This window comes from Haloarcula taiwanensis, from assembly GCA_002844335.1.
Lineage (GTDB): Archaea > Halobacteriota > Halobacteria > Halobacteriales > Haloarculaceae > Haloarcula > Haloarcula taiwanensis.
In genome coordinates, this window is record CP019155.1 from 17327 (window position 1) to 39625 (window position 22299).

The following is a 22299-nucleotide window of genomic DNA, read 5'->3' on the forward strand; positions in this document are numbered from 1 at the left end:
TACCTACATCTCACAGCCGAGGTCACTGGCTGGTGGCAGCGTCTCCGACCCTGGGACCTGGTCGAGGAGTTCAACATCCGCTGTGTCACCGTCGCCCTCGGTGAGTTTCGCCATCCACGTCGGGTTCGTGGCCTGATGGTCGCTCTCTCGAAGGGTAATGTCTCCCAGTACTGTCGTGAACGTGCCACCTTCGAGGGCGTCTCGGACATCCGCCGGTTCAGTGCTTCCGGCCTCGGCCATTCCTTTGGCCATCAACCGCAGCGAGTCGTAGCCAACGCGGGCGAAGTTGCCTGGCTCACGGTCGTTCTCGCTGGCGTAGGCCTCAACGAACGCCTGATTGTCACCGGTGTCGAGCGAAGGGTCGTACCGAGCGCCGCCGAATGTGCCGACGCTGTTCGACCCGGTCCCGGCACGGACACTCTGGAACGTCTGGGTCGGACCGACAACAGCGATCTGGTCAGTGAGGCCCTGATCCGCGGCCTGGTTGGTGAAGTTCACCAGATCACCACCGGTCATCCCTAGAACGACCACGTCGGCGTCAGAGTTGCTGATCTGCGTGATGAACGAGCCGTAGTTGCTAGCACCCAGCTCGGACGTTGATGTCCCGACCTCGGTGTAGTCGTCGCTGGCGGCCGCCATGCGCCTGCTGGTACGGTTGTACACCGAGTCGCCGTACGCGTAGTCCGCGTAGTGGAACCAAACGTTGGTCCCCAGATTGTTGACTGAGTACGCCGATATCGCCTCGGCAATCTGTGCGGTGTTCGTTTCGAATCGGAACACCCATTCGTTGCAGGCAGACCCGGTGATCGGGACGGCTGCGCCGCCGGGGAAGTAGATATGCTCCGACTGAGCGGCAAAGTCGTTCAGCCCGAGTGCAACGGAGCTTGATATCGCACCGAACACAAACTCTGCTCCCTCTTCTTGAACGACGCGCTGTGCCTCGGACTGTGCAGCCCCGGCCTCGGTTTCTGTATCGCCCGTCACCAACTCGAACTCGAAGTCGTAATCGTCGTTGTTGTTTATCTCCGTTACAGCGAGTTCAGCCCCAGTGCGCTGGCCCGGTCCGAGAGAGCTGAACGGGCCAGTCATCGGGTTCAGGCTCGCAACGGTCACTGCCGCGTCACCACCTGTTGAGCCACCCTGACAACCGGCGAGGCCAAGCGCGCCGACCGCGCCGGCGGCGGCGAGGAACTGTCTCCGTGACCGGGCGATTCCTACAGTACGGTCTGGTGAAGTACCTTCGCTCGACATAGGTTCATTATCTATTGTTAAGCAAATCGTATTAAAGCCTTGCCCCTGTCAGCGCGTATCGCGCCGTTCAAGCGGGTCAGTAGCTGTGGTGTCCCGGCTCGTGACTCCTGCTTCCCACTGCGGTGGTGACTATCTGGTGGTGTCGGTTTGTCTGTACAGCCACGCCAGCGCCGTCCCGAGTACCGCTGTCGCCCCAGTCAGTGTCGTGAAGCCGGGTCCACTGGCGTCCGTCACAGGAGGCGTCCCCGTTGCTGTGTCCGCGCTCTCCGTCTCATCGGTAGTCGTTGCGCCGCTCGCCGCAGTACCCTCGTCTGTCTCGGTGCCGTCCGGCGTCGGCGTGTTACCGATAGCAGCGCCAGTTGAGTTTGCCGGCAGCGCCAGCGTTCGGGACTCGGTTGTGGCGGACTCAATAGCTGCGTCGGCGAACAACAGCTGTTTGTACTCGAAATTCTCGAACATCGCCAGCTGGTCGGCATAATGCTCGCCAGTGGTGCCGTCTGGTGCGACGTAGCCGTCGTTCCCGGGCGGGAGGATGTTCTCTGCCTCCGGGTCGTCACTGAGCCGGACGACGTGGTTCTCAGTTCCGCGGTTCATCAGCGCCGTGTTCCCCGCGGATGTGGCACCGATAGGCATCCCGAACAGCGCGAGATTGTCGAACTCATGGAGTGCTGCCTCACGACGCCAGGTCTTTGGGGCCCCGTCGTATTGCTCGGCGAGTTCGCCCACGGCCGTCCGGAACGCGCTGACCAGCGCGTCGGTAATATCTCCATCCGCGTACTCTGCCTGCGTCGTCAGTGCTGTCTCCGCCGGGTTGAGGACCCGCATCAGGGTGCCGCGACCGTAGTCGTAGCCGAGGAAGAACGATGCCGGGCCGTAGGCACTCCCGAACGTCTCGCTGAAAACCTCGTCCAGAATGTACGGGAACGTCGCATCCCAGATGGTGTACCCGGGAGAGTGGCGTCCCTCGTTGTCTTCGCCGTCGGCCTGTGCGAAGTGGTCCCACGAGGCCAGTTCGTCGCGTGCTTGCTGTTCGGTGTCGGAGAGGTCTACGTCCGCAAGCGCATCCAGCAAATGGTCTCTATACCGAATCGAACGCAGGTCGGTGAAGGAGATATCGTAGACGACAGTCTTCAGGAAGTCGTAATCAACTGTTCCCTCCTGTGCTAACCGCTGCTCAACTAGATTGATGATCCGTTGCACACGGTGGTCGGTCGACCACGAGTAGCTCAGGTCGCCGTTGTTCCACGCAGGCGCGGGTTTGTTGTTCCACTGTGCCGAGTACCCCGGCTCGGGGTTGATTGCGTAGGGCACGTCACCGTCAGCCGCGCGCAGGTAGTCCGACGCCGTGAGTTCGTACTGTGTTCCATCTGCTGGCAACCGAGTGTCCCAGTCGACCGCTTCGCTGTCCGGGTACCGACCGAGATGGACATACGCGATGTCACCGTCTTTGTCGGCCCACATGAAGTTCAACGCATAGTCACACCGCTGGGCTGATTCCCGGAACTCCTCGGCGTCCGTCGCGAACTGACACTCATAGAAGGCCCGCCAGCAGTTCATATGCCGGCCGGCGTATGACTTCGTCTGTGCCAGTGCTTCCCCGTTGTCAGGGTCCCACTGGGTCACGACACCGTGGCGAGTGAACCGTTCAGTATACGTCACGTCCTCGCCGTCAGCGACGGTGATTGTCTGTTCGGCCGTTTCGACCTCGTACTCCTCGCCCTGAAAGGAGTACGTGTCCGGCCCCGACGAGTTGGTCGTGATCGACTCCGTGAACATCTGGATGCAGTTATCGATTCCGGCAGTCGAGGTCAGTGCCCCGTTGCGGTTGTGTCCGAACATGATGAAGGGATACCCCGCAACAGTGACACCGGCGATGTCGAAGTCCGGGCCGTGCAGGCTCGCCTCGTACATTATCGAGGGCGTGTTGAACCCCATCTGTGGCCCGCCCATCAGTAGCGCATCGCCGCTGGCCGTGATGTCACCCTGGACAGCGAGAGCGTTGCTGCCGTACTTGATCGGGAGGCCAAGCCTGTCGAGTCCGGACGCAATCGTTCGCATCCGCTCCATTTCGCCTTCGTGCATCCCTTCGGGGTCAGCTGGCGGCGTGTACTCCCCACCAGTCACCAGATTGCTCGGCAGCACAGACGAACCGCTTGCCCCACGTGTCACCCTGTCTGTCTCCTGTCCCTCAGTCACGTTGGGTGTTGGCTCCGCACCCACGTCGGTATAGGGAGGAGAGTAGATATCCGATGGCTGGACCGTCGAGGTCGGGCAACCGGGGTCGTCGCCCCATTGCAGGTCCTCGAATAGCTCCATCGCACGCTGTTCGCTACCAGTTTCCTGCGTGAGCGTGTCGAGAACTGTCGCACCGAGTGTTTCGAGCTGGAAGCCGCTGAAATACGCCATACTGGCGACGAACATCCCGGCAGCGTCCGTCGTGGTAAACTCCTCGGGCTCGAACCCGTGCTCCTGAAAGGCCTGATGGAATTGCAGTTCCTCGCTTTCACGGACTTCGGTAATGTATCGGTTGATACCATCTGTAAACGCCTGCAGGACCGCTCGCTGGTCCGCCGTCAACTGTTCAGCGGCCTGCTCGTCCAGTGACGGCTCGCCGGCGGTGTTGCGCCGCGCCTCGATATCGAACTGGACCCAGTCGGTGTCCTCGTCGCCCGCACCGAGGACCGCCGCGACAGTCCCGTGATAGTACCGCCGGTACAGTTCGAGCTGATAAAGCCGGTCTGCCGCCGTTGCGTATCCGAATCCGTAGAACGCCGGTGCGCGGCTGTCGGCGTCGCGGGCGTAAACATGTGGGACGCCATAGTCGTCTCGTCGTATCGTGACCGTGGCATCGTCTTCTTGCGCGTAGGCTAACTCCGTCTCGATGGCACCGATTCCAGCCATGCCGGTAACCGCAGCGCCTGTCTTCAGAAGCGTTCGTCGCGAGAGGTGCTGCCACGAGTGCTGGTGCTGTGCTGGCATCCCGTAGTCGACAGTCCGGATATTTAATAAATATTTGGGGACATTTCTGGGCGTGTCAATGAGATGCCTTTCCAGATGCGGTATCAGGGTCGGTCTGTCCCGGCCAATTCGCCCAGCACCCGCACTGAGTTCAACGGCCGCCCGCACTCACGGCCCAAGCATATAATTGGGAGCCTGCCGCAGTTCTCGCCATGTCTGTGGACCCGCCGATCCGTGTCGACCACATCGGGATCGCTGTCGAGCATATCGCCGACGCTGAGCCGTTCCTGTTCGCACTCGGCTGCCGGAAACTCGTCGAAGAGTCCGTCGAAGGGCGGTTTCGCTGGGCGCAGTACGACTTCAATCAAGACGCGTCGCGGCTCGAACTTATCGCACCCGAGGCACCGGACACGTTCCTCACGTCGTACCTCGACGACTACGGGCCGGGATTGCACCACATCACGCTCGAAGTGGCTGCTGTTGACGCGGTGAAAGCAGTACTGGAGCGCAACGGATACAGTGTCGTCGAATACCATGAATATCAGGACTGGACCGAGGCGTTTGTGCCACCATCGAACCCGACCGGAGCGCTCGTTCAGCTGTTCGAGTATCACGATAGTTACGACGCTGACCGGCCACCTGCCGAGAAGCTCTACGTCGATGGGAGCCGACTCGATGGCTGACATCTGCGACGGTTCGCTCTCGGGAAGCTGAGTCAAGCGGGAACAGCAGGAGCGACGCTATCAGTCGTCTCTTTCGTCGAGCTGGACCGTTTCCTCGACGATAAGCCGTGGGCCTGCGTCCAGATCGATAAACTCGGCCGCGTCAGCCTGAACCGTCTCGGCAAGGTCTGAATCGAACGCAGCGCTGAGTGCGTCCATGTCCTCGAAATACAGCTCCAGCACGCCGTCGTAGGCTGCACGCTCTGGGTCCGTTGGGACAGACGTCACGTAGCGTTGCAGCCCTGGCAGGTCCTTTGCTAACTCCGAGTGGTCCCCTTGCCATCGGTCGGCGAACTCCTCGTGAGTGTACCCATCTCTCCGGACGAGTAAGTCGACAATTTTTGTCATGCGTGCGCCAAGTCGTCAGGGATTGGCTTTTAGCTACCGATCCGATCTGGCTGTATTAGTTCAAGCTACTCGAACACAACACTTGTAAGCCAATTAGACATGTGTGTACGTATGGCAATCCCACCCGCTGTCAACAGGCCGGTCGGAACAATCGAGCGAGCAATCGAGATTATGGAGTATCTCAAGAGACACGACACGGCCACGGTGTCGGAGATGACAGAGCACCTCGGCTGTGCGAAGAGTACGACGCACAGATACATGAAGACACTCGCGGCCAATAGCCTCCTCGTCGAGGACGACAACGAGTATCAGCTCGGCATCCGCTTTCTGGACTACGGCGAAGTGGCACGGAACAAGTACCGTCTCTACGACGAGGCAAAGCCGAGAGTCGACGAACTCGCGGAGGAGACCGAGGAGAAAATCTGGTGTGCAGTCGAAGAGCACGGCCGCAGCGTCCACATCTACGGCGCTCAGGGCAAACACTCGGTACAGACGTACGCCCGGGTTGGCCATCGGAACTATCTCCACCAGCACGCTGCGGGGAAAGCCATACTGGCACACCTTCCGGATAGCCAGATCACAGAGACCATCGACAGGCATGGGTTGCCCGGCCGGACGCCACAGACCATCACCGACCGGGACGAACTCTGGGCGGAAATCGAGACCATCCGTGACCGCGGATACGCGTTCAACTTTCAGGAATCGGTGGAGGGACTGCACGCGGTCGGGGCCCCGATTACGGATGAAAACGACATTGCCATCGGAGCAATCAGTGTTTCCGGCCCGGCAAGCCGGCTTGAGGGGGCCATTCTCCGGGACGAACTGCCGACGCTGCTACTGGGCGTCGTCAACGAGATCGGGATCAATATGGCCCATCCGTGAGGTCAGCAGCAGGGTTCGAACGGAGCAACGGGAGGGGTTGGCATTGTGTGTCGCTGGGTATGGCTGTGACTGTGCGGGCGTCCCCGTTCCCGGGACAGCGCGGGCTCACTCGCTGGCCCACTCCGGCTCTCTGTCTTCGAGGAACGCGTCGATCCCCTCGTCCTTGTCGCCAGTTGCGAACAGCTGTGCGAACAGTTCGGCTTCGTACTCGATGCCGGCTTCGAGATCCATTCGGGAACTGGCACGGACGGCTTTCTTCGCCAGTTCGAGCGCCGCGGGGCTTTTCTCTGCAATCGACGCCGCTATCTCGTAGACCCGCTCATCGAAGACGTCGTCGTCGTGGACCTCGTCGACGAGGCCGATGTCGGCGGCCTCTGTTGCGTCGATGAGGTCGCCGGTAAGGATAAGCCGCATAGCGTGGCCTTCGCCAACCAGACGCGGCAGTCGCTGTGTCCCGCCGCCGCCGGGCATGATGCCGAGGTTGATTTCCGGCTGGCCGAACTTCGCGTCCGTATGCGCAATCCGGATATCAGCAGCCTGAATCAGCTCACAGCCGCCGCCGAGCGCGTGCCCGTTGATGCGGGCGATGACCGGCATCGGGCATTCGTCGACGTATTCGTAGACCCGGGGTCGCTTGCTCGCCTCCCGTTGCTCTAGCATATCCCGCTCGCGGAGTTCCGTCACGTCCGCACCCGCAACGAATGCGCCGGTGTCTGCCGCGCCAGTCAACACGACAGCACGGACATCGCTGTCCGGGATTGCGTCGAAGACCTGTTTGAACTCCGACCGCAACTGGGTATTGAGCGCGTTTCGAGCCTCCGGCCGGTGTAACTCGACGGTGGCGACATTCTCGACGCGGTCACCGACGCTCACCGAAACCGTTTCACAGTCCGCCGCGGCGTCAGCGAGGTCCGTCATGCGTCCCCCCAGTCGCCGCTGGTACCGACGACGTCACCGTCCTCCCAGACGTAGAACCCCTCGCCGGATTTCTTGCCGAGTTTTCCGGCCCGGACCTTCCGTTTCAGGATCTGTGGCGGGCGGAACCGTTCGCCGAGTTCCGCACGCAGGTATTCGAGGATGTCGAGTCGGACGTCGAGACCGACGACATCGCCGAGTTCGATCGGTCCCATCGGGTGATTGTAGCCGAGTTCCATCGCGGTGTCGATGTCCCGCGGTGTTGCAACGCCCTCCTGCACCATCCGCATCGCTTCGACGCCCAGAGAGACACCAAGCCGAGAGGAGGCAAAGCCCGGTGCGTCAGCCACCTCCACCGGTGTCTTGTCGATCCCGTTCACGAACTCCCGGGCACGCGAAACGGTCTCGGCGCTCGTCTGTTCCGCGACGACGATCTCGACGAGTGCCATGATATGTACAGGATTGAAGAAGTGGAGGCCGATAGCTCGTTCCGGATAGTCGAGGACACTCGCTATCTCAGTCAGTGACAGCGAGGAGGTGTTTGACGCGATAAGCGTCGCCGGGTCGACGTGGGATTCGACCTCGGTGAGCGTCTCGTGTTTGATATCCATGTCTTCGGGGACTGCTTCCACGACGAGGTCTGCGCCGGTCACAGCCTCCTCGAGCGATGTTGTCCCCGTGAGACGGTCCAGTGCTGCTTCGGCCGTCGGCTCTGACACTTTCTCCCGGGCGATACCCTCTTCGAGATTCGACTCGATGGCGGCCAGGCCGTCATCAACGATATCTGCCTCGATATCGCGGAGAAAGACGTCGTGACTAGCCATTGCCGACACTTGAGCGATACCGTGGCCCATGGTACCGGCGCCTAGAATAGCTACGTGCATCATTTCTCAGCACAGTAGCGAGGGGTAAAAACGTTGCCTGCGTCCCGCCGCAGTGTGGCCTGCATTTAATACAGCGGCCACGGTAAGAGTCGGTGAGGATGACTGGTTCCGACTCGCAAGCCGTCGTTGTCGATGCTGTACGAACGCCACAGGTGCCGAAGGATGGCGCGCTGGCCGGGACACACCCCGAAGACCTCGTCACCACCGTGCTTGCTGCACTCGTCGACCGGACCGGTGTTCCGGCTGTCGAGTGGGACGACTTCCGACTCGGGTGTGCAAATCAGGAGGGAGAGCAGGGACGAAACCTCGCCCGGCAGTCGATACTCGCCGGCGGGTTTCCGGAAACAGTGCCCGGAGCGACAACGACCCGCCTGTGTGGCTCGTCACTGACAACGCTCGTCGACGCCGCTCGTGCCATCGAGGCGGGCGACGGTGCGGTGTATCCAGTCGCCGGCGTGGAACACATGAGCACCGTCCCCTTCTCTGACTGGCTGCATCCCGCTATCGAGCGGCGGTACGACCCCGACAGGCTGCCGATGGGACAGACGGCCGAAACCATCGCACGAAACCACGATATCAGCCGAAAATCTCAGGACGAGTTTGCGCTGCGGTCACACGAGCGGGCGATCGCTGCGATGAACGGCGGCCGATTCGATGCAGAGACCGTGCCCGTCCACACCGACGAGACAGCGATAGAGGCCGACAAGACACCACGGGCAGACACGTCAGTCGAGCAGTTGAGCGAACTCCCGACTGTGTTTCGCGACGACGAGGCGGCGACGGTTACGCCGGGGAACGCGTCACCGCTGACCGACGGGGCCGCTGGGATGCTCGTCACCTCGGCAGCGTACGCAGACCAGCACGATCTCGATGTCCTCGCCCGGGTCGAGACGCGGGCCGTCGCCGGTGTCGACCCGCTAGTCATGGGACGGGGGCCGATTCCGGCGACCCATGCTGCACTGGACGACGCCGACCTGACAATCGACGATATCGACCTTGTGGAACTCAACGAGGCGTTTGCAGCCCAGAGCCTCCACTGCAAACGCGAACTGGGGATTCCGACCGAACGGCTCAACGTCAACGGCGGGGCTATCGCGTTAGGGCATCCGCTTGGCTGTTCGGGGGCACGAATCACGACGACGTTACTGCATGAGATGCAACGGCAAGACGCGACGCACGGACTGGCGACGATGTGTGTCGGGTTTGGTCAGGGTGTCGCGGTTGTGTTCGAGCGTCCCTGATACTGGCGGCTATCGGCGCTGACTGGCGACCTGTGCCTTGAAGCCGTATCTGATGACGCCTTCCTGGGTGTAGATGCGCCGCGTCGTCAGCACGACAGGGGTGCCGATTGTGACTTCCGCCCCCGCCTGAAGCACCTGTGCAGGGACACTCACGGTCTGTGCACCCGACGGGCTGTCGAGCGCGACGATAGCGCTATCGAACTGGCCGCTCTTGGACTGCTGAGCGACGAACTCCGGCGGGGCACCGCCCTGTTCGATGGTCGTTACTGCCTCGACTGTCCCTGTTCCGGGCAGTTCGACAGCCTCGAAATCACCGGTGCGCTCGTGACAGTCCGTACAGGCCCCGGTCGGCGGGAAGTTCAACGCACCACACGCAGAACACCGGCCGGCGACGAGTCGGTGGCGTTGTGGGATCGTCCGTTGCCAGGACGGGACGCTAACGTAGGCTCCGCCGCCCTTTGGTTCGTCGCGTGTAATCTCGCCGCGCCGCCGGAGGTACTCGGCGTAGGACAGGGAGGCAGTCCCATCCAGTGCAGTTTCGACCGGAACGGGACCAGCAACGGCGAACAGCGTCGCGCTCGCGCCGCTTCCGTACGCGGCAATCAGCACGCGCTCGGCGTCGTCCGCAAATGCTGTTGCGGCCCCGAGAAACGCACTTGCCGCGCCGGTGTCCCCGAGCGTACTGACTGTGTCCGCGGCGGCGATTGTCTCTGCGTCAACCCCGAGCGCACCAGTCGCCCGATAGGGGAGTTTGCCGTCCGGAGACTGGACCGCTGCTGCATCAACTGTCTCCATCGACACGTCCAGTCTCTCTGCCGCACTGGAAAGCGTGGTCGTGAACGCGTCGCGGTCGTACTGCGTAACGCCCAGACCGGTCGTCCGGTCGTCGCCGCCCGTTCTGAAGCGCGTTCCGGGATAAGCCGCCGTATGTGACGCTCGCTCAATGACGCTTCCGGGACCGTCCTCGTCAACAACGAGCGCAACACTGCCGGCACCGGCGGCGTGTTCGACCTCGCTGTCAGGGTCGCCCTGCGGACAGTCGCTGATGATGACGAGGCCGATACCGTCCCCGAACGGCCCGCCGTCCATGGTTGCGTCCAGCGCCTGCGCACCGGCGTGCGTGGAGCCGGTCATGGTCTGCGTCTTTGCGCTGTCTGGGACGGTGAGAATACTGCAGAGTCGCGCCGCGAGGTCCTCTTCCGCCATCGGCGGTGTCGTTGTCGCGAAGGCCAAGTGCGCGACGTCCGTGCCGGACGCGTCGGCGGCAGTGAGCGCACGGCGGGCTGCTTCGACACCCATCGTGACCGCATCCTCGTCGGCGTCGGGAACCGCCTTCTCGTCGATCCCCGCTGCATCGAATCGGCCCCAGGCGGCTTCGAACTCCGCGGCGTCGATCCGTAGCCGAGGTGCGTACGCGCCGATGGCCGCGAGCCCTGAGACAGTCATCGTGCAGCCTCCCGTTCGAGGATATGGACAACTGCGCTGCCCCCGCTTCCACCCACGTTATGAGTCAGCCCGTACTTCGGGGCAGCTAGCTGCCGGTCTGCGGCGCTGCCGGTGAGCTGTTTGAACGCCTCGACGACCTGTCCGGCACCGGTTGCGCCGATAGGGTGGCCCTTCGATTTCAGACCGCCGGAGAGATTGACCGGTATCGCTCCGTCAGCGTCGGTCGTTCCCGCGTCGAGCAACTGCGGTGCCTCGCCACGGTCACAGAACCCGAGGTCCTCGTATGCAAGCAGTTCTGCGATTGTAAAGCAGTCGTGGACCTCCGCGAAATCGAGGTCCGCAGGGCTGACTCCGGCACGGTTGTATGCTGTGTCCGCGGCCTTCTTCGACGCGGAAATGCCGGTGTAGCTGTCTCGCTGGAAGAGACCGACCCGGTCGCTGGCCGCCCCGACTCCAGCGACCCGGACCGGCTTGTCAGTGTACTGCTCGACGACATCCTCACTGGCGACGAGCGCGACCGCTGCGCCGTCAGAGGTCGGACAGCAGTGATAGAGGTTCAGCGGGTCTGCAACAACCGGGGCGTCGACGGCGTCTTCGAGGGAACACTCGAAGCCAAGGTGGGCCTTCGGGTTCTTCGCGCCGTTCCGGTGATTCTTGACTGCCACCATTGAAAGGTGTTCCTCGCTGGCCCCGTACTCTCGTAGATACGCGCTTGCCATCTGTGCGTAGACGCCGGAGAACGTCGTCCCGGTCAGCCGTTCCCACTCTGTTTCGCCGGAAACGCCGAGCCAGTACTTCGTCACGTCGCTACTCATATCCGTCATGACTTCGACGCCGCCAGCCAGCGCCACGTCGGCCATCCCACTTTTGACCGCCTGAATTGCCTGTCGGACGGCATAGCCCGACGCGGCACAGGCGTTTTCAACGCGTACGCTGGGGACGCCGTGCAGCCCAGCGTGTTCGGTTGCTGCCGGGCCAGAGAGACCGAGTTGTCGACCGCCCACGCCGAGTGAGCCGACGACCGCTTCGTCTATTGCATCCGTGTCGATACCGTGGTCGACACTGTCGATGGCTTCGCTGACTGCGTGGTCGAACAGTGATCTGTAGCTCTCTTCGGGCATCGAGCCAAACGGCGTTTGCCCTGCGCCGATGAGATACGCGTCCCGCATACATGGAACTCTGAGGGTACTGAAAAATAGCTTTGCATCACTCGTCGAGAGTCACACACCACGCACGCTATTGGCAGCGGAGTGACCAATCCCAAACCATTTTATCACTCTTACCCCATTCTGTCACTGAAGATGGTGTACAAGCCACTGGAGGCGTCTGGCCGTACAGAGCTGCGTGCGTTGCAAACTGACCGATTGAAAGAGACTGTCACACACGCCTATGAAAACGTCCCGTTTTACCGGGAAAAGCTCGATGAGGCGGGCGTCTCGCCCGAAGACATCCAGAGTATCGACGACATCACGAAGTTGCCGATGACGACGAAAGAGGATTTCCGCGACGAGTACCCCGACGGGCTCTTCGCCGTAGACGACGCGGACGTTGCACGTATCCACGCGTCGTCCGGGACGACCGGCAAACCCAAAATCGTCTCGTACACGGACGACGACCTCGACACCTGGAGCGAAGTCGTCGCACGGTCGTTGGCTGCGAGCGGGACCGAAGCAGGGGACACCGTCCAGAACGCCTACGGCTACGGATTGTTCACCGGCGGACTGGGGCTCCACTACGGAACTGAGGAACTGGGGGCCTCGGTTATTCCGATCGGGAGCGGCCAGACACAGCGACAGGTCGAGTTGATGACCGACTTGGAGAGCGATGTGTTCGCCTGCACCCCGTCGTATGCCCTCTATCTCGCCGAGACGGCCGAAGAGATGGGTCACGACCCCAGAGAGCTACCGATCTCGACGATTATCTTCGGAGCGGAACCGTGTACAGACCCGATGCGGGAGGAAATCGAGGCGCGGCTGGGTGTCGATGGCATCGATATTTATGGACTGTCCGAGATCATCGGTCCCGGCGTCTCGTGTGAATGCCACGAAGCGCAGGACGGGCTTCACATCTGGGAGGACCATTTCTACCCGGAGGTCATCGACCCACACACGAAAGAGCCGGTCGAGGAAGGCGAAGAGGGGGAACTCGTTCTCACAACGCTCACCAAGGAGGCGTTGCCGGTCTTCCGGTACCGGACCGGTGACCTCACGACGCTGAACTACGACGAGTGTGCGTGCGGCCGGACGATGGTACGGATGGACAACGTCACTGGCCGGACCGATGACCTCCTCATCATCCGTGGCGTCAACCTCTACCCTAGCGAAATCGAACACGCAGTACTAGATATCGACGGCGTCGCCCCGCACTACCGAATCGACCTCTACGAGGAGGACAACCTCGACGTGCTTGAACTCACCATCGAACGGACTGCGGAGCAGGGGCCGGGCGACAAAGCGCTGGAAGATGAAATCATCGAACGTCTGGAAAACGTGCTCGCGTTCACCCCGGACGAACTCGAACTTGTCGCGCCCGGTAGCATCGAACGAACGCAGGTCGGGAAGGTGAAACGCGTTTACGACCACCGTGACTGACTGTCAGGGCCGGTAGACTCGGCCGCGAAACGTCGCGATACGCTCGCCATCCTGTGCGGTCACCGTCACCTCGTACTCCGCGGTGCTGTCCGCAAGATGTGTCTCTTCAGCGACCGCAGACAGCGTCTCACCGGTGTCGATGGCGTCTAAATACGAGATGTTCGTCTCCAGGGCAACCGCAACCTCGCCGTGAGAGTTCGACGCCGCAGCGAACGCTGCATCGGCGAGTGAGTAAATCGCCCCGCCGTGGGGTGTCCCATGAAAGTTCAGCAAGTCCTCGGTAATCGTCAACTCAGTCCGGGCGAACCCTGAATCGAGTTCGACCAGGTCGATGCCAAGGGTTTCACAGTACGCGTCCGATTCGATACGCTCTCTGACTTCGTCAGCGACGCCGGACATACAGCCTGTGGTTCCATCAGGAATAACAAATATATACCGGTCACTGCTGGTGCTGTCAGCGGAGCGTAAAAATATAAATGGCTGCTATCAGATGACAAACTATGGCGTACAGCTACGAGCCACACCACTTCGAGGACTTCGAAGAGGGGCAGGAGTTTATCAGTGTCGGCCGGACGGTTACCGAGTCCGATTTCGTCATGCACTCTGCCCTGTCAGGAGACTGGACTGAACTGCATACGAACAAGGAATACGCGGAACAACAGGAGTTCGGTGAGCGGATCGCACACGGTCCGATGACGTTCGTGCAGGCGACTGGCTTCGTCTACCGGACGGGCATCGTCGAACGGACCGCGTTCGCGTTTCTCGGAATGAACTACATGGACCTCCCGAACCCGGTCCATATCGGCGATACACTCCAACTGGAGATTGTCGTTGACAACACCAAGGAGGTCGGGCGCGACGACGCCGGGTTAGTCGTTCTCGACACCGAAATGGAAAATCAGGACGGGACCGTCGTCTTCGAGGGCGATATGAAGTTCCTGATAAAGAAACGCGAGTAAATCCACTGACGCGTCCGAAAGCTGCAGCTGTAGCGGATAGCACCGCAATGTTGCGGCTTGAAAGTCGCAGACCGCGCTCTCGTCAGCCAGACATTAATAATCAATAATAACAACTAAGACGCCGCGCACTCCCACTCTTATTGCAATGGAGTACACCGGTCCGACAGACCTGTATATCGGTGGCGAATGGCGAGAAGCGACCAACGGCGACAAGATTGAGACGGAGGACCCAGCAACTGAACAGACCTACGCATCGGTACAGCAGGCCGAGGCGGCCGATATCGACGATGCAGTACAGGCGGCACGGGCAGCCGTCGCAGACGGTTCCGAGTGGGCGACGATGGACCCGGGAACGCGTCGGGAGAAGCTCCATGCGATGGCCGACGCCATCGAGGCGATGAAAGACGAACTGTCGATGGTTGAATCCCACGACAACGGGAAAACCCCCTTCGAAGCCGGGCTGGAAATCGACATGGTCGTCGATACGTTCCGCCATTACGCTGGGTGGACGGACAAGATACGCGGCGACGAGATTCCCGTCGAGAACGGCCGGCTCAACTACACTACCCGTGAACCAGTCGGCGTGACGGCACACATCGCGCCGTGGAACTATCCCTTCCAGCTCGCCGGCCGCGGACTAGCACCGGCGCTGGCGGCGGGAAACAGCGTTATCCTCAAGCCATCTGCTATGACGCCGCTTTCGGCGCTGTACTATGCGAAAGCCGCCGAAAAAGCGGGCCTGCCTGACGGCGTCGTCAACGTCGTTCCAGGGAAGGGGTCAGAGGCCGGCGACGCCCTCACCGGGCACGAGGGCGTCGATCACGTTACATTCACCGGGAGTACTGGCGTCGGAAAGACGGTCCAGCGTACTGCTGCGGATGCGGTCGCCGATGTGACGCTCGAACTCGGCGGAAAGGGTCCGGCAGTCGTGTTCCCCGACGCTGACCTCGATACCGCCGCCCGCGGCATCCAGTACGGAATCTTCATGAACGCCGGACAGATGTGCTGGGCGAACTCACGTATTGTCGTCCACGAAGACGTCTACGACGAGATGGTCTCCCGGATGGCTGAGATCGCCGAAAACATCCCGCTCGGCGGCGGTATCGACGACGATGGACAGATGGGACCAGTCGTCAGCGCGGGCCAGCAACAGGAGATCCTCGACTATATCGAGACCGGGAAAGAAGAGGGGGCGACTGTCGCGGCCGGCGGTGGCGTCCCTGCTGACAGAGACACCGGTCACTTCGTCGAGCCGACAGTCTTTGCCGACGTGGACAACGAGATGACGATTGCACGGGAGGAAATCTTCGGTCCCGTGCTTACCGCAATCGAAGTGAGCGACGAGGAAGAAGCGATTGCGGTCGCAAACGACTCACCGTTTGGCCTCACCGCCTGTGTCTGGACGAACGACCTGACTCGCGCTCACACCGTCACAGACAGACTAGACTACGGGATGGTGATGGTCAACGAGACGCCCAACACGTGGCCACAGACGCCCTTCGGCGGCACGAAACAGAGTGGCCACGGCCGCGCACAGGGCGAGCAGGCCATCGAGGCCTACACCGAGGTGAAAAACGTCCACATCAACCTCGGCTGAGGGTCAAGTCGGCGGCAGACTCCAGCCACCGTCATCATTGGCACCACCGTTCTGTTTCGCAGTATCAAACTACGAAGGTAATACTCGCAAGTAATAGCGGCTTACTCGAACTTCTTGAACTGCTGGAGGCACTCGTTACAGTAATGAATCGACTGACAGCGAGACGGTCCGCGTGGATGTTTTCGCTCAGTGTCAGTTGAGCTGCAGTACGGGCACTCAGCGCCCGTCTGTTCGCCGCTGGTCGTGACGCTGGGGTCGGGCTCGCTCATCCGTCGAAACTCATTCCGAAGTCCCGAAGCGCTTCTTTGCCCTGTTCGGTGACCAAGTCAATCGACCAGTCCGGGGCCCAGACCAGTCGGACCGACGCGGTCTCGATTCCGTCGACACTCTCGGCGGCTTCTTCGACCTCATCAAGGATGATCTCGCGTGCCGGACAGCCGCTGTATGTGAGTGTCATGTCGACCGTGACAGCACCATCGGACACGTCAAGCCCATATATGAGGCCCAGATCGACGATGCTGACCGGCATCTCCGGGTCCTCGACCTGATACAGGGCCGCCCACACGTCGCGTTCGATGCCGTCGGCGTCCTCGCCTGTGGCCGGCACGTCGTCCGCTGCGTGGTCTTTGGTCTCGTAGTCGGTGTACGAACACGCGGTGGCGTCAGCGTCCGCGCGTGGCCGGTCGTAGTCGCTACTCATCGTCGGCCGCCATTATCAGCGTCGCTTTGTCGCGTCCCAGATTCCGGTAGCTGGACGTCATCTGTTCGTGCAGGTCGTGCCAGTGGTCAGTGTGTTCGTTGTCCCGGCCCGTCGGCGTTGCGGGGTCGGCATCGGTCGGCACGTCGAACCCGAGTTCGGTCAGGAACGGTTCGACGCGGGTCTCCCACTCGGTGCGCATCTCGTCGAGAGTCATCGTTCGGATGCCCAGCCGTTCGATGTCGGCTTCCACGTCACCGACGGGTTCGAACAGCGTGAGGGCGTACGGATAGAGGTCATCGATAGCCGCCTGAACGCGTTCGCTGGCTTCCTCGTCCAGTGCCATCCGGTTCAGCCAGCTTTCGGCGTGTTCGAGATGATAGCCTTCCTCGCCCTGAATGCGGCTCGTTCGGTTCCGGATTGTCTCGTACGATGAGTCCTCAAGCGCAGAGAGGCGGATATCCTCGGCCGCATCGTAGAGGTACGCTCTGACGATGGCGCCGGCCCAGTCGCCTTCCGCAAACGGCAGCTCGACGAGCGTACTGTGCTGGAAGTCGCTGGGGTCGCTCTCGTAAATGAGCGATTCCTCGGAGTAGCCGAGTTGCTGCACTGCATCATACCACAGTCGTGCGTGACCCAGTTCGTCCTGCGCGTTGTTCGAAATCGAGAGGTCCGATTCCAGTGTCGGCGCACGCACCTGCCAGAACGTGTAGCGTTCGGCCTGAATCAGCTCGTCGTCAGCAAGCCGGAGTAGCTGTGCCTCGACTGCACGCTGTTCGTCCTCGGACAGGTCAGCTGGACCGCCGAGGTCGGATTCCGTTGTTGCCATTAGATCTCACCTCGCTGTTTCTCCGCTTCTATCTGCTCAGTCTCGGAGGCTTCGACCTCCTCAGCGGCCGGATCGACGTTGTACGTCTGTGCGAACCGGTAGGACTTGTTGGTCGTCCCGCCGAAGCTCACGTCGTCCTCGGTGACTTCGCCGATGTACTGGTGCTGGACGACCCAGAGACTGTTCGGGTCGTCGTCAGTGAACGCCGCAATCGCCGCCTGTTCTGCGTCGGCGGCGCTGGCAGCTTCGACATCACCACAGTGCGTGTGATACCCACCAGGCTTGTCCTGCCGGAAGACGGCCCACGGTTTCTCGGCGCTGTCCTCGGTCTCGCCATGGCTCTCCGCCCCAGAGTCGACCTGCGTGATTTTCTCCTGCGGGGCAACCCAGAGCGCGTGGGTTGGTTTCCGGCGTCCGTGCTGGATGACGGCGAACTGCTTTGCCATCTCTCGGTCGGGTGCGTGGACATCTCGGCAGTGAACGAACGCCGCGTCCGGACTCTGTTGTCGGAATACTTCCCAGATCATTGTTCTCAGTCAGCCGCCTGTGACTGCGGGCCGCTGTTCGTCGTCGTCTGGTCGTCCATCATGTCACGGACCCACTGAACCGCTTCCTGAGCCTGTCGGCGACCCGTGATCTGCTCGATACTGCCGTCGTAATCGTTCTGTGAGACAGTGAAGAACTCGTCCCAGTCGAGGTCGTCCTCGACGACCTCGTATGTCCCGTCACCGTTATCCCGGATGCGTGGCTCATCGGGCATCTCCAGCCCGTATTTCTTGGCTTTCGGGATGTACGTATTGAGGAACGCGTTTCGAAGTTCGTCGTTCGTACACGTCTTCAGCCCGACTTCCGCGGCGAAGTCGTGATGGGTGCTCTGGTCGTCGGTCGGGCCGAAGAACTGCAAGATTCGCGGCCACCACTCTTCGAAGGCTTCCTGCACCATGCGCTGTTCCTTCCGGGAGCCGTTCATCAGTTCGCGGAGGATCGACTCGCCGTGTTTGACGTGCATCCCCTCCTCGAAGCAGATCTTGTCCATCGCGTGGGCGTACGGTTCCCAACTGGACTTTTTCAGGGTCGCTTGGCGGCGCATCGCGGCCCCGTCGACGAAGAATGCGATCATCGGCGTCTCGACGTAGCTCTCCATCGGATAATGGAAGCAGTTCAGGAACTTCCCGTCCCCGTTCGCCAGGTCTGCAAGCATCTCGTCGCGGGTCTTGACACCGAGTGACTCCGCCGCTCGGTAGAGCATCTGGCCGTGGCCGATTTCGTCCTGCACCTTCGCGCTGAAGGCCATCTTTCGCTCAATACTCGGTGCTTTTCTGATGAAGGGCCGTTCGAGGTACGCCCCCATAATCTCGCTGTTTGCGTGGAACTCGAGCATCCGCGTGGCTGCCTTCCGATACTCTTCGGGAAGGTCGTCTTTCGGGCTGAATTCTCGGGGTCCAGCGCGGTCTTTGACTTCGTCAACGTTCATATCTATCCCAAAAATCGTGAGGAATATTCTTACTAATTTGCCCCTATATAGACGGGTTTTATATGTAATTCCGCACATGTATGAGGTGATGATAGAGGAGTGTCTCATGGTCGAGTTTCGCATTGAGGGCGACGACTGCCCGCTGGCAGATGCAAGCAGTGCCACGGGGACATCCATTGAAGCGGCCCCGCCGCTCCTCCGGGATGACCGTAACGTATTGCTGCGGTTCAGTGCGCAGGCGAGTGACAAGCTTATCGACTATCTCGATGAGGACGACCGGATCCGCTATCTCTACCAGTCAGTTACCGATGGTCGGTATAATTACCGATGTCTATCGCTCCAGCAATGTGTTGTACATAAACTCATCAGTGCGGGCTTCATGGTTGAATCGCTGACGTATCGGAACGGCAACGCGATTTTAACTGGCGCTGTGGTGGGCCACGAGATTCTCCAAACCGTCATGGAGACGGCCGGTGAAACTGTCGGCGTGAAACTACAGCGGGTGTACGCACTGCGTGCAACAGAGGACGCGTCTATCGCACAGCAGTGGGACCTGACCCCGGCACAGACTGAGAGTCTCCGGTACGCAGTTGAGATGGGGTATTTTCTCGTCCCACGACAGACGACAGCTAGTGAAGTCGCTGCCGAACTCGGTATCAGCAAGTCCGCGTTCCTCGAACGACTCCACCGCGCACAGCACTCGTTGTTCACGCAGCTGTTCGGTGACACCGACGGCGGCCATCCGGGCGACGACGGACAGTAAAGTGCCCGGGCACCTGAATACGACCATGCGCGTTGAAGACGGTGCTGTTCGACGAATCGTATTCGACCGTCCCGGTGTCAAAAACGCGATGACCGGGGCGGTCGCGACTGAGCTCGCTGATGCGCTCGCTGATCTCGACCCGGCGACGCACGACGCCGTTCTCCTCACCGGTGACGGTGATTCGTTCAGTGCCGGCGGGGATATTGAGGCGATGAGCGAGCGTGAGGAATCGGCAACGGAAGCCTACGAACGAGTCCGGAAAACGCTGGGTCGGGTGGCCAGCAATATCCTCGAAGCGCCGGTGCCTGTCGTCGCAAAGGTCAACGGGGACGCGGTCGGTGCCGGACTGTCGCTCGTGGCCGTCGCCGATTTCGCCTACGCCGCCACGTCCGCGCGGTTCGGTGCGTCGTTCATCAGCGTCGGCCTCGTCCCAGACATGGGCGCAACCGCCATACTACCTCGGCTTATCGGGCTCAGGAAAACTAAAGAACTCGCGTTCACCGGGAAACTAATCGACGCCGAAAGCGCCGCCGACATGGATCTGATCAACGAGGCTGTCGAACCAGCCAAGCTTGATGCGCGGACGGCCGACCTGCTCGAAACACTTCAGGCACAGCCGACAGCGAACCTCGGGCTGGCGAAGGAGGCGATCCACGATAATCTCGGCCAGTCTCTGCGAACCGGGCTGCGTCGGGAAGCACGCATCCAGTCGCTGGCGTACGATACGCCGGCACACTCACGCGGAGTCGAGGCGTTTCTGGACGGGCGGACCCCGGATTTCGACTAGCGGTCGAAAAATTCCCGGGCGTTTTCGAACAGAATCTTCCGCTGGACATCCGTGTCAAAGTCCGTGTCACGGGCGAACGATTCGAGCCACGTTTCGGGGTCGATCATCGGATAATCAGTGCCGAACATCACCTTGTCTTTGAGCACTGTCCCGGCGTAATGGAGCACCTGCTCGTCGATGTACTTCGGCACCCAGCCGGAGAGATCCATGTACACGTTGCCTTTTTGCTGGCATATCGCCAGTTGCTCTTTCTCCCACGGGAAGGCGGGGTGAGCGATGAGGATGTCGAGATCCGGATGTGCAGCAGCCACGTCGTCGATAAGCATCGGGTTACCGTACTTGATTTTCAGGCCGCGACCGCCGGCGCTACAGGCCCCCAGTGTCGAGTTCCCGCCGTGGAAGACAACGGGGACCCCGAGGTCTTCGATGGTACTCCACAGGTGGTCGTGGCGTTCGTCCGAGGGGTCAAAGCCCTGTGCGATCTGCTGGAACTTGAACCCCGAGAGGTCCAGATCCTCGACGCACCGGATCGCCTCCTGTACGCAGTCATCTTTCAGTGGATCGACGCTTCCGAACCCAACGAAGAAGTCGGGGTACTCGTCCCGGACTTCGGCGACATAGTCGTTGGGGACGGGTGGGTTTCCGGTGTTCGTCTCCGCGTCCCAGCCAAGCAGGACAGCGCCACCGACACCCGCCTCGTGGTACTCCGCGAGCATTTCGTCGTAGTCCCACGTCTCCAGATCAGTGCCAAAGCGGTCGGCGGCGTCTTGCATCATTTCGCCGCCGGCGTCGTGGAGGAACTCACTGGTCGGTTGGTGGGCGTGCGTGTCGAACAGTTGCCTGTCGTCGACACCAGGGAGGTCGGTTGTCACAGAGAGAGATTTTACCCAGTGTCATAAAAATCCATGCTGTTTCTGCTGTCCAGCGGCCACGCTGAAGTGTCACGGCAGTCGTGCCACCGGTAGCTAATTCGAGCGGCGGTGGTCATACCTGCGGCAGGCGACGAGTCCACAGCGCACGGTCACCCCGTGCATAGCCGGGTGTCTATCCCCTACCATCTTACTGCTGGGAGGTGAAGGGGCGGCCATGGTTCGTCGCAGTGTCCTGTTTGCACCGGGTGACAACACAGAGTTGATGCGAAAGGCGGCCGGTGGCGACGCTGACGTGGTCGTTTTCGACCTCGAAGATGCGGTTGCACCGGCTGACAAAGAACAGGCCCGTGAATCTGTTCAATCGGTCCTATCAACTGTCAGTTCAGATAGCCACATCTGCGTTCGCATCAATCCCGTGGGAGTCAGCGCTACAGCCGACCTTGCGGCAATACTGACGGATACCAGTCCCGACAGTGTGATGCTCCCGAAGGCCAGTTCTGCCGACGACATATCGGTCCTGGAACGGCTCCTCGGGGAGCACAGTGTGGACCTCCCAGTGCTTTCGCTGGTCGAATCGGCCGCTGGCGTCCTCAACGCGGCGGAGATCGCAGCCGCCGACCCAACAGATGCCCTCCTGTTCGGAGCCGAAGACCTCGCGGCCGACATCGGTGCGAGTCGGACCAGCGACGGACGAGAGGTGCTCTATGCACGCCAGCGAGTCGTCGTTGCGGCCAGCGCCGCTGGAATCGATGCGATAGATACGATATACCCCGACTACGGCGATCTAGATGGCCTCCGCGAAGCGACGGAGTTCGCGGCCCAGCTCGGATACGATGGGAAGATGGCGATCCATCCGGATCAGGTCGCGGTCATCAACGACGCGTTCTCCCCCGATGACGAGGAAATAGCATGGGCTGAACGCGTTGTTGCAGCCGACGACGAGACAGATGCCGGGGTTTTCGAGGTCGACGGAGAGATGATTGACGCACCGCTTATCGCGCAAGCAGAGCGCGTCCTCGAACGCGCTCGCGAGGCCGGGCAGCGGTAACCAACGGCAACACCTATCCGAGACCTTACTGTGCT

22 protein-coding genes are annotated in these 22299 nt (G+C 61.1%); 9 read left to right on the forward strand and 13 right to left on the reverse strand.

From position 1 onward, the window contains the following. Nucleotides 1-3: 3 nt before the first annotated feature. Both BVU17_15185 and BVU17_15190 read right to left on the reverse strand, forming a co-directional pair. Entirely contained in the window at nucleotides 4-1251 is a 1248-nt protein-coding gene (locus BVU17_15185; GenBank protein AUG48941.1) for a branched-chain amino acid ABC transporter substrate-binding protein, read from the reverse strand. Nucleotides 1252-1380: 129 nt separating this feature from the next. Beyond that, complete coding sequence (locus BVU17_15190) at nucleotides 1381-4230, reverse strand: penicillin amidase (protein ID AUG48942.1); 2850 nt, start codon at nucleotides 4228-4230, stop codon at nucleotides 1381-1383. A 191-nt stretch (nucleotides 4231-4421) separates the two neighbouring features. Between BVU17_15190 and BVU17_15195 the strand changes: the two genes are divergently transcribed. After that, complete coding sequence (locus BVU17_15195; protein ID AUG48943.1) at nucleotides 4422-4892, forward strand: glyoxalase; 471 nt, start codon at nucleotides 4422-4424, stop codon at nucleotides 4890-4892. A gap of 60 nt (nucleotides 4893-4952) precedes the next feature. Here BVU17_15195 and BVU17_15200 read toward each other — a convergent pair whose 3' ends face one another. Further along, nucleotides 4953-5279 carry an ethyl tert-butyl ether degradation protein EthD gene (locus tag BVU17_15200; protein AUG48944.1) on the reverse strand — a complete coding sequence of 109 codons (327 nt, stop codon included), beginning with the start codon at nucleotides 5277-5279 and terminating at the stop codon, nucleotides 4953-4955. 111 nt (nucleotides 5280-5390) lie between these two features. Between BVU17_15200 and BVU17_15205 the strand changes: the two genes are divergently transcribed. Beyond that, nucleotides 5391-6161 carry a transcriptional regulator gene (locus BVU17_15205; GenBank protein ID AUG48945.1) on the forward strand — a complete coding sequence of 257 codons (771 nt, stop codon included), beginning with the start codon at nucleotides 5391-5393 and terminating at the stop codon, nucleotides 6159-6161. Between the two features lie 105 nt (nucleotides 6162-6266). On the opposite strand, the gene BVU17_15210 is transcribed toward BVU17_15205, so the two are convergent. Both BVU17_15210 and BVU17_15215 read right to left on the reverse strand, forming a co-directional pair. After that, nucleotides 6267-7079 carry a 3-hydroxybutyryl-CoA dehydratase gene (locus BVU17_15210; protein AUG48946.1) on the reverse strand — a complete coding sequence of 271 codons (813 nt, stop codon included), beginning with the start codon at nucleotides 7077-7079 and terminating at the stop codon, nucleotides 6267-6269. Beyond that, nucleotides 7076-7960, reverse strand: coding sequence for a 3-hydroxybutyryl-CoA dehydrogenase (locus tag BVU17_15215; GenBank protein ID AUG49356.1), 885 nt, complete (start codon nucleotides 7958-7960; stop codon nucleotides 7076-7078). The genes BVU17_15210 and BVU17_15215 overlap by 4 nt, the downstream gene beginning before the upstream one ends. A 98-nt stretch (nucleotides 7961-8058) precedes the next feature. On the opposite strand from BVU17_15215, the gene BVU17_15220 reads away from it, so the two are divergent. Further along, the gene (locus BVU17_15220) at nucleotides 8059-9201 is read left to right on the forward strand and encodes an acetyl-CoA acetyltransferase (GenBank protein ID AUG48947.1); all 1143 of its coding nucleotides are present in this window, start codon (nucleotides 8059-8061) and stop codon (nucleotides 9199-9201) included. Between the two features lie 9 nt (nucleotides 9202-9210). Here BVU17_15220 and BVU17_15225 read toward each other — a convergent pair whose 3' ends face one another. Continuing rightward, complete coding sequence (locus BVU17_15225) at nucleotides 9211-10647, reverse strand: ACP synthase (protein AUG48948.1); 1437 nt, start codon at nucleotides 10645-10647, stop codon at nucleotides 9211-9213. Continuing rightward, nucleotides 10644-11816: a 3-ketoacyl-CoA thiolase gene (locus BVU17_15230; protein ID AUG48949.1), complete on the reverse strand. Its 1173-nt coding sequence runs from the start codon at nucleotides 11814-11816 to the stop codon at nucleotides 10644-10646. The genes BVU17_15225 and BVU17_15230 overlap by 4 nt, the downstream gene beginning before the upstream one ends. 132 nt (nucleotides 11817-11948) lie before the next feature. Here BVU17_15230 and BVU17_15235 point away from each other — a divergent pair, with 132 nt between their 5' ends. Beyond that, nucleotides 11949-13238: a phenylacetate--CoA ligase gene (locus BVU17_15235; GenBank protein ID AUG48950.1), complete on the forward strand. Its 1290-nt coding sequence runs from the start codon at nucleotides 11949-11951 to the stop codon at nucleotides 13236-13238. A gap of 3 nt (nucleotides 13239-13241) precedes the next feature. On the opposite strand, the gene BVU17_15240 is transcribed toward BVU17_15235, so the two are convergent. Beyond that, on the reverse strand, nucleotides 13242-13637 hold the full coding sequence (locus BVU17_15240) for a phenylacetic acid degradation protein PaaD (GenBank protein AUG48951.1): 396 nt from the start codon (nucleotides 13635-13637) through the stop codon (nucleotides 13242-13244). A 101-nt stretch (nucleotides 13638-13738) separates the two neighbouring features. Here BVU17_15240 and BVU17_15245 point away from each other — a divergent pair, with 101 nt between their 5' ends. Together BVU17_15245 and BVU17_15250 are read left to right on the forward strand one after the other, a co-directional pair. Beyond that, entirely contained in the window at nucleotides 13739-14197 is a 459-nt protein-coding gene (locus BVU17_15245; GenBank protein AUG48952.1) for a monoamine oxidase, read from the forward strand. A gap of 145 nt (nucleotides 14198-14342) precedes the next feature. Further along, complete coding sequence (locus BVU17_15250; protein ID AUG48953.1) at nucleotides 14343-15794, forward strand: aldehyde dehydrogenase; 1452 nt, start codon at nucleotides 14343-14345, stop codon at nucleotides 15792-15794. A gap of 265 nt (nucleotides 15795-16059) precedes the next feature. On the opposite strand, the gene BVU17_15255 is transcribed toward BVU17_15250, so the two are convergent. From BVU17_15255 to BVU17_15270, 4 genes are read right to left on the reverse strand one after another with little or no spacing between them, the layout of a single operon-like run. Continuing rightward, nucleotides 16060-16494, reverse strand: coding sequence for a metal-sulfur cluster biosynthetic enzyme (locus BVU17_15255; protein ID AUG48954.1), 435 nt, complete (start codon nucleotides 16492-16494; stop codon nucleotides 16060-16062). Further along, nucleotides 16487-17320: a phenylacetate-CoA oxygenase subunit PaaI gene (locus BVU17_15260; GenBank protein ID AUG48955.1), complete on the reverse strand. Its 834-nt coding sequence runs from the start codon at nucleotides 17318-17320 to the stop codon at nucleotides 16487-16489. The genes BVU17_15255 and BVU17_15260 overlap by 8 nt, the downstream gene beginning before the upstream one ends. After that, nucleotides 17320-17847, reverse strand: a complete 528-nt coding sequence (locus tag BVU17_15265) for a PacF protein (protein AUG48956.1) — start codon at nucleotides 17845-17847, stop codon at nucleotides 17320-17322. The genes BVU17_15260 and BVU17_15265 overlap by 1 nt, the downstream gene beginning before the upstream one ends. Before the next feature lie 5 nt (nucleotides 17848-17852). After that, nucleotides 17853-18794: a 1,2-phenylacetyl-CoA epoxidase subunit A gene (locus BVU17_15270; protein AUG48957.1), complete on the reverse strand. Its 942-nt coding sequence runs from the start codon at nucleotides 18792-18794 to the stop codon at nucleotides 17853-17855. 88 nt (nucleotides 18795-18882) lie between these two features. Between BVU17_15270 and BVU17_15275 the strand changes: the two genes are divergently transcribed. After that, a complete protein-coding gene (locus BVU17_15275) occupies nucleotides 18883-19557 on the forward strand; it encodes a transcriptional regulator (protein ID AUG48958.1) in 675 nt (224 codons plus the stop codon). Nucleotides 19558-19582: 25 nt separating this feature from the next. Further along, a complete protein-coding gene (locus tag BVU17_15280; protein AUG49357.1) occupies nucleotides 19583-20344 on the forward strand; it encodes an enoyl-CoA hydratase in 762 nt (253 codons plus the stop codon). Here the strand turns inward: BVU17_15280 and BVU17_15285 are convergent. Then, nucleotides 20341-21216 carry an amidohydrolase gene (locus tag BVU17_15285; GenBank protein ID AUG48959.1) on the reverse strand — a complete coding sequence of 292 codons (876 nt, stop codon included), beginning with the start codon at nucleotides 21214-21216 and terminating at the stop codon, nucleotides 20341-20343. The two genes, BVU17_15280 and BVU17_15285, sit on opposite strands and share 4 nt — an antisense overlap. Nucleotides 21217-21430: 214 nt before the next feature. On the opposite strand from BVU17_15285, the gene BVU17_15290 reads away from it, so the two are divergent. Further along, nucleotides 21431-22264, forward strand: coding sequence for a CoA ester lyase (locus BVU17_15290; protein ID AUG48960.1), 834 nt, complete (start codon nucleotides 21431-21433; stop codon nucleotides 22262-22264). Nucleotides 22265-22299: the final 35 nt, after the last annotated feature.

Coding starts and splice junctions, on each gene's coding strand:
- BVU17_15185 (AUG48941.1), bottom strand. CDS start 1,251: ATGTCGAGCGAAGGTACTTCACCAGACCGTACTGTAGGAATCGCCCGG.
- BVU17_15190 (AUG48942.1), bottom strand. CDS start 4,230: ATGCCAGCACAGCACCAGCACTCGTGGCAGCACCTCTCGCGACGAACG.
- BVU17_15195 (AUG48943.1), top strand. CDS start 4,422: ATGTCTGTGGACCCGCCGATCCGTGTCGACCACATCGGGATCGCTGTC.
- BVU17_15200 (AUG48944.1), bottom strand. CDS start 5,279: ATGACAAAAATTGTCGACTTACTCGTCCGGAGAGATGGGTACACTCAC.
- BVU17_15205 (AUG48945.1), top strand. CDS start 5,391: ATGGCAATCCCACCCGCTGTCAACAGGCCGGTCGGAACAATCGAGCGA.
- BVU17_15210 (AUG48946.1), bottom strand. CDS start 7,079: ATGACGGACCTCGCTGACGCCGCGGCGGACTGTGAAACGGTTTCGGTG.
- BVU17_15215 (AUG49356.1), bottom strand. CDS start 7,960: ATGCACGTAGCTATTCTAGGCGCCGGTACCATGGGCCACGGTATCGCT.
- BVU17_15220 (AUG48947.1), top strand. CDS start 8,059: ATGACTGGTTCCGACTCGCAAGCCGTCGTTGTCGATGCTGTACGAACG.
- BVU17_15225 (AUG48948.1), bottom strand. CDS start 10,647: ATGACTGTCTCAGGGCTCGCGGCCATCGGCGCGTACGCACCTCGGCTA.
- BVU17_15230 (AUG48949.1), bottom strand. CDS start 11,816: ATGCGGGACGCGTATCTCATCGGCGCAGGGCAAACGCCGTTTGGCTCG.
- BVU17_15235 (AUG48950.1), top strand. CDS start 11,949: ATGGTGTACAAGCCACTGGAGGCGTCTGGCCGTACAGAGCTGCGTGCG.
- BVU17_15240 (AUG48951.1), bottom strand. CDS start 13,637: ATGTCCGGCGTCGCTGACGAAGTCAGAGAGCGTATCGAATCGGACGCG.
- BVU17_15245 (AUG48952.1), top strand. CDS start 13,739: ATGGCGTACAGCTACGAGCCACACCACTTCGAGGACTTCGAAGAGGGG.
- BVU17_15250 (AUG48953.1), top strand. CDS start 14,343: ATGGAGTACACCGGTCCGACAGACCTGTATATCGGTGGCGAATGGCGA.
- BVU17_15255 (AUG48954.1), bottom strand. CDS start 16,494: ATGAGTAGCGACTACGACCGGCCACGCGCGGACGCTGACGCCACCGCG.
- BVU17_15260 (AUG48955.1), bottom strand. CDS start 17,320: ATGGCAACAACGGAATCCGACCTCGGCGGTCCAGCTGACCTGTCCGAG.
- BVU17_15265 (AUG48956.1), bottom strand. CDS start 17,847: ATGATCTGGGAAGTATTCCGACAACAGAGTCCGGACGCGGCGTTCGTT.
- BVU17_15270 (AUG48957.1), bottom strand. CDS start 18,794: ATGAACGTTGACGAAGTCAAAGACCGCGCTGGACCCCGAGAATTCAGC.
- BVU17_15275 (AUG48958.1), top strand. CDS start 18,883: ATGATAGAGGAGTGTCTCATGGTCGAGTTTCGCATTGAGGGCGACGAC.
- BVU17_15280 (AUG49357.1), top strand. CDS start 19,583: ATGCGCGTTGAAGACGGTGCTGTTCGACGAATCGTATTCGACCGTCCC.
- BVU17_15290 (AUG48960.1), top strand. CDS start 21,431: ATGGTTCGTCGCAGTGTCCTGTTTGCACCGGGTGACAACACAGAGTTG.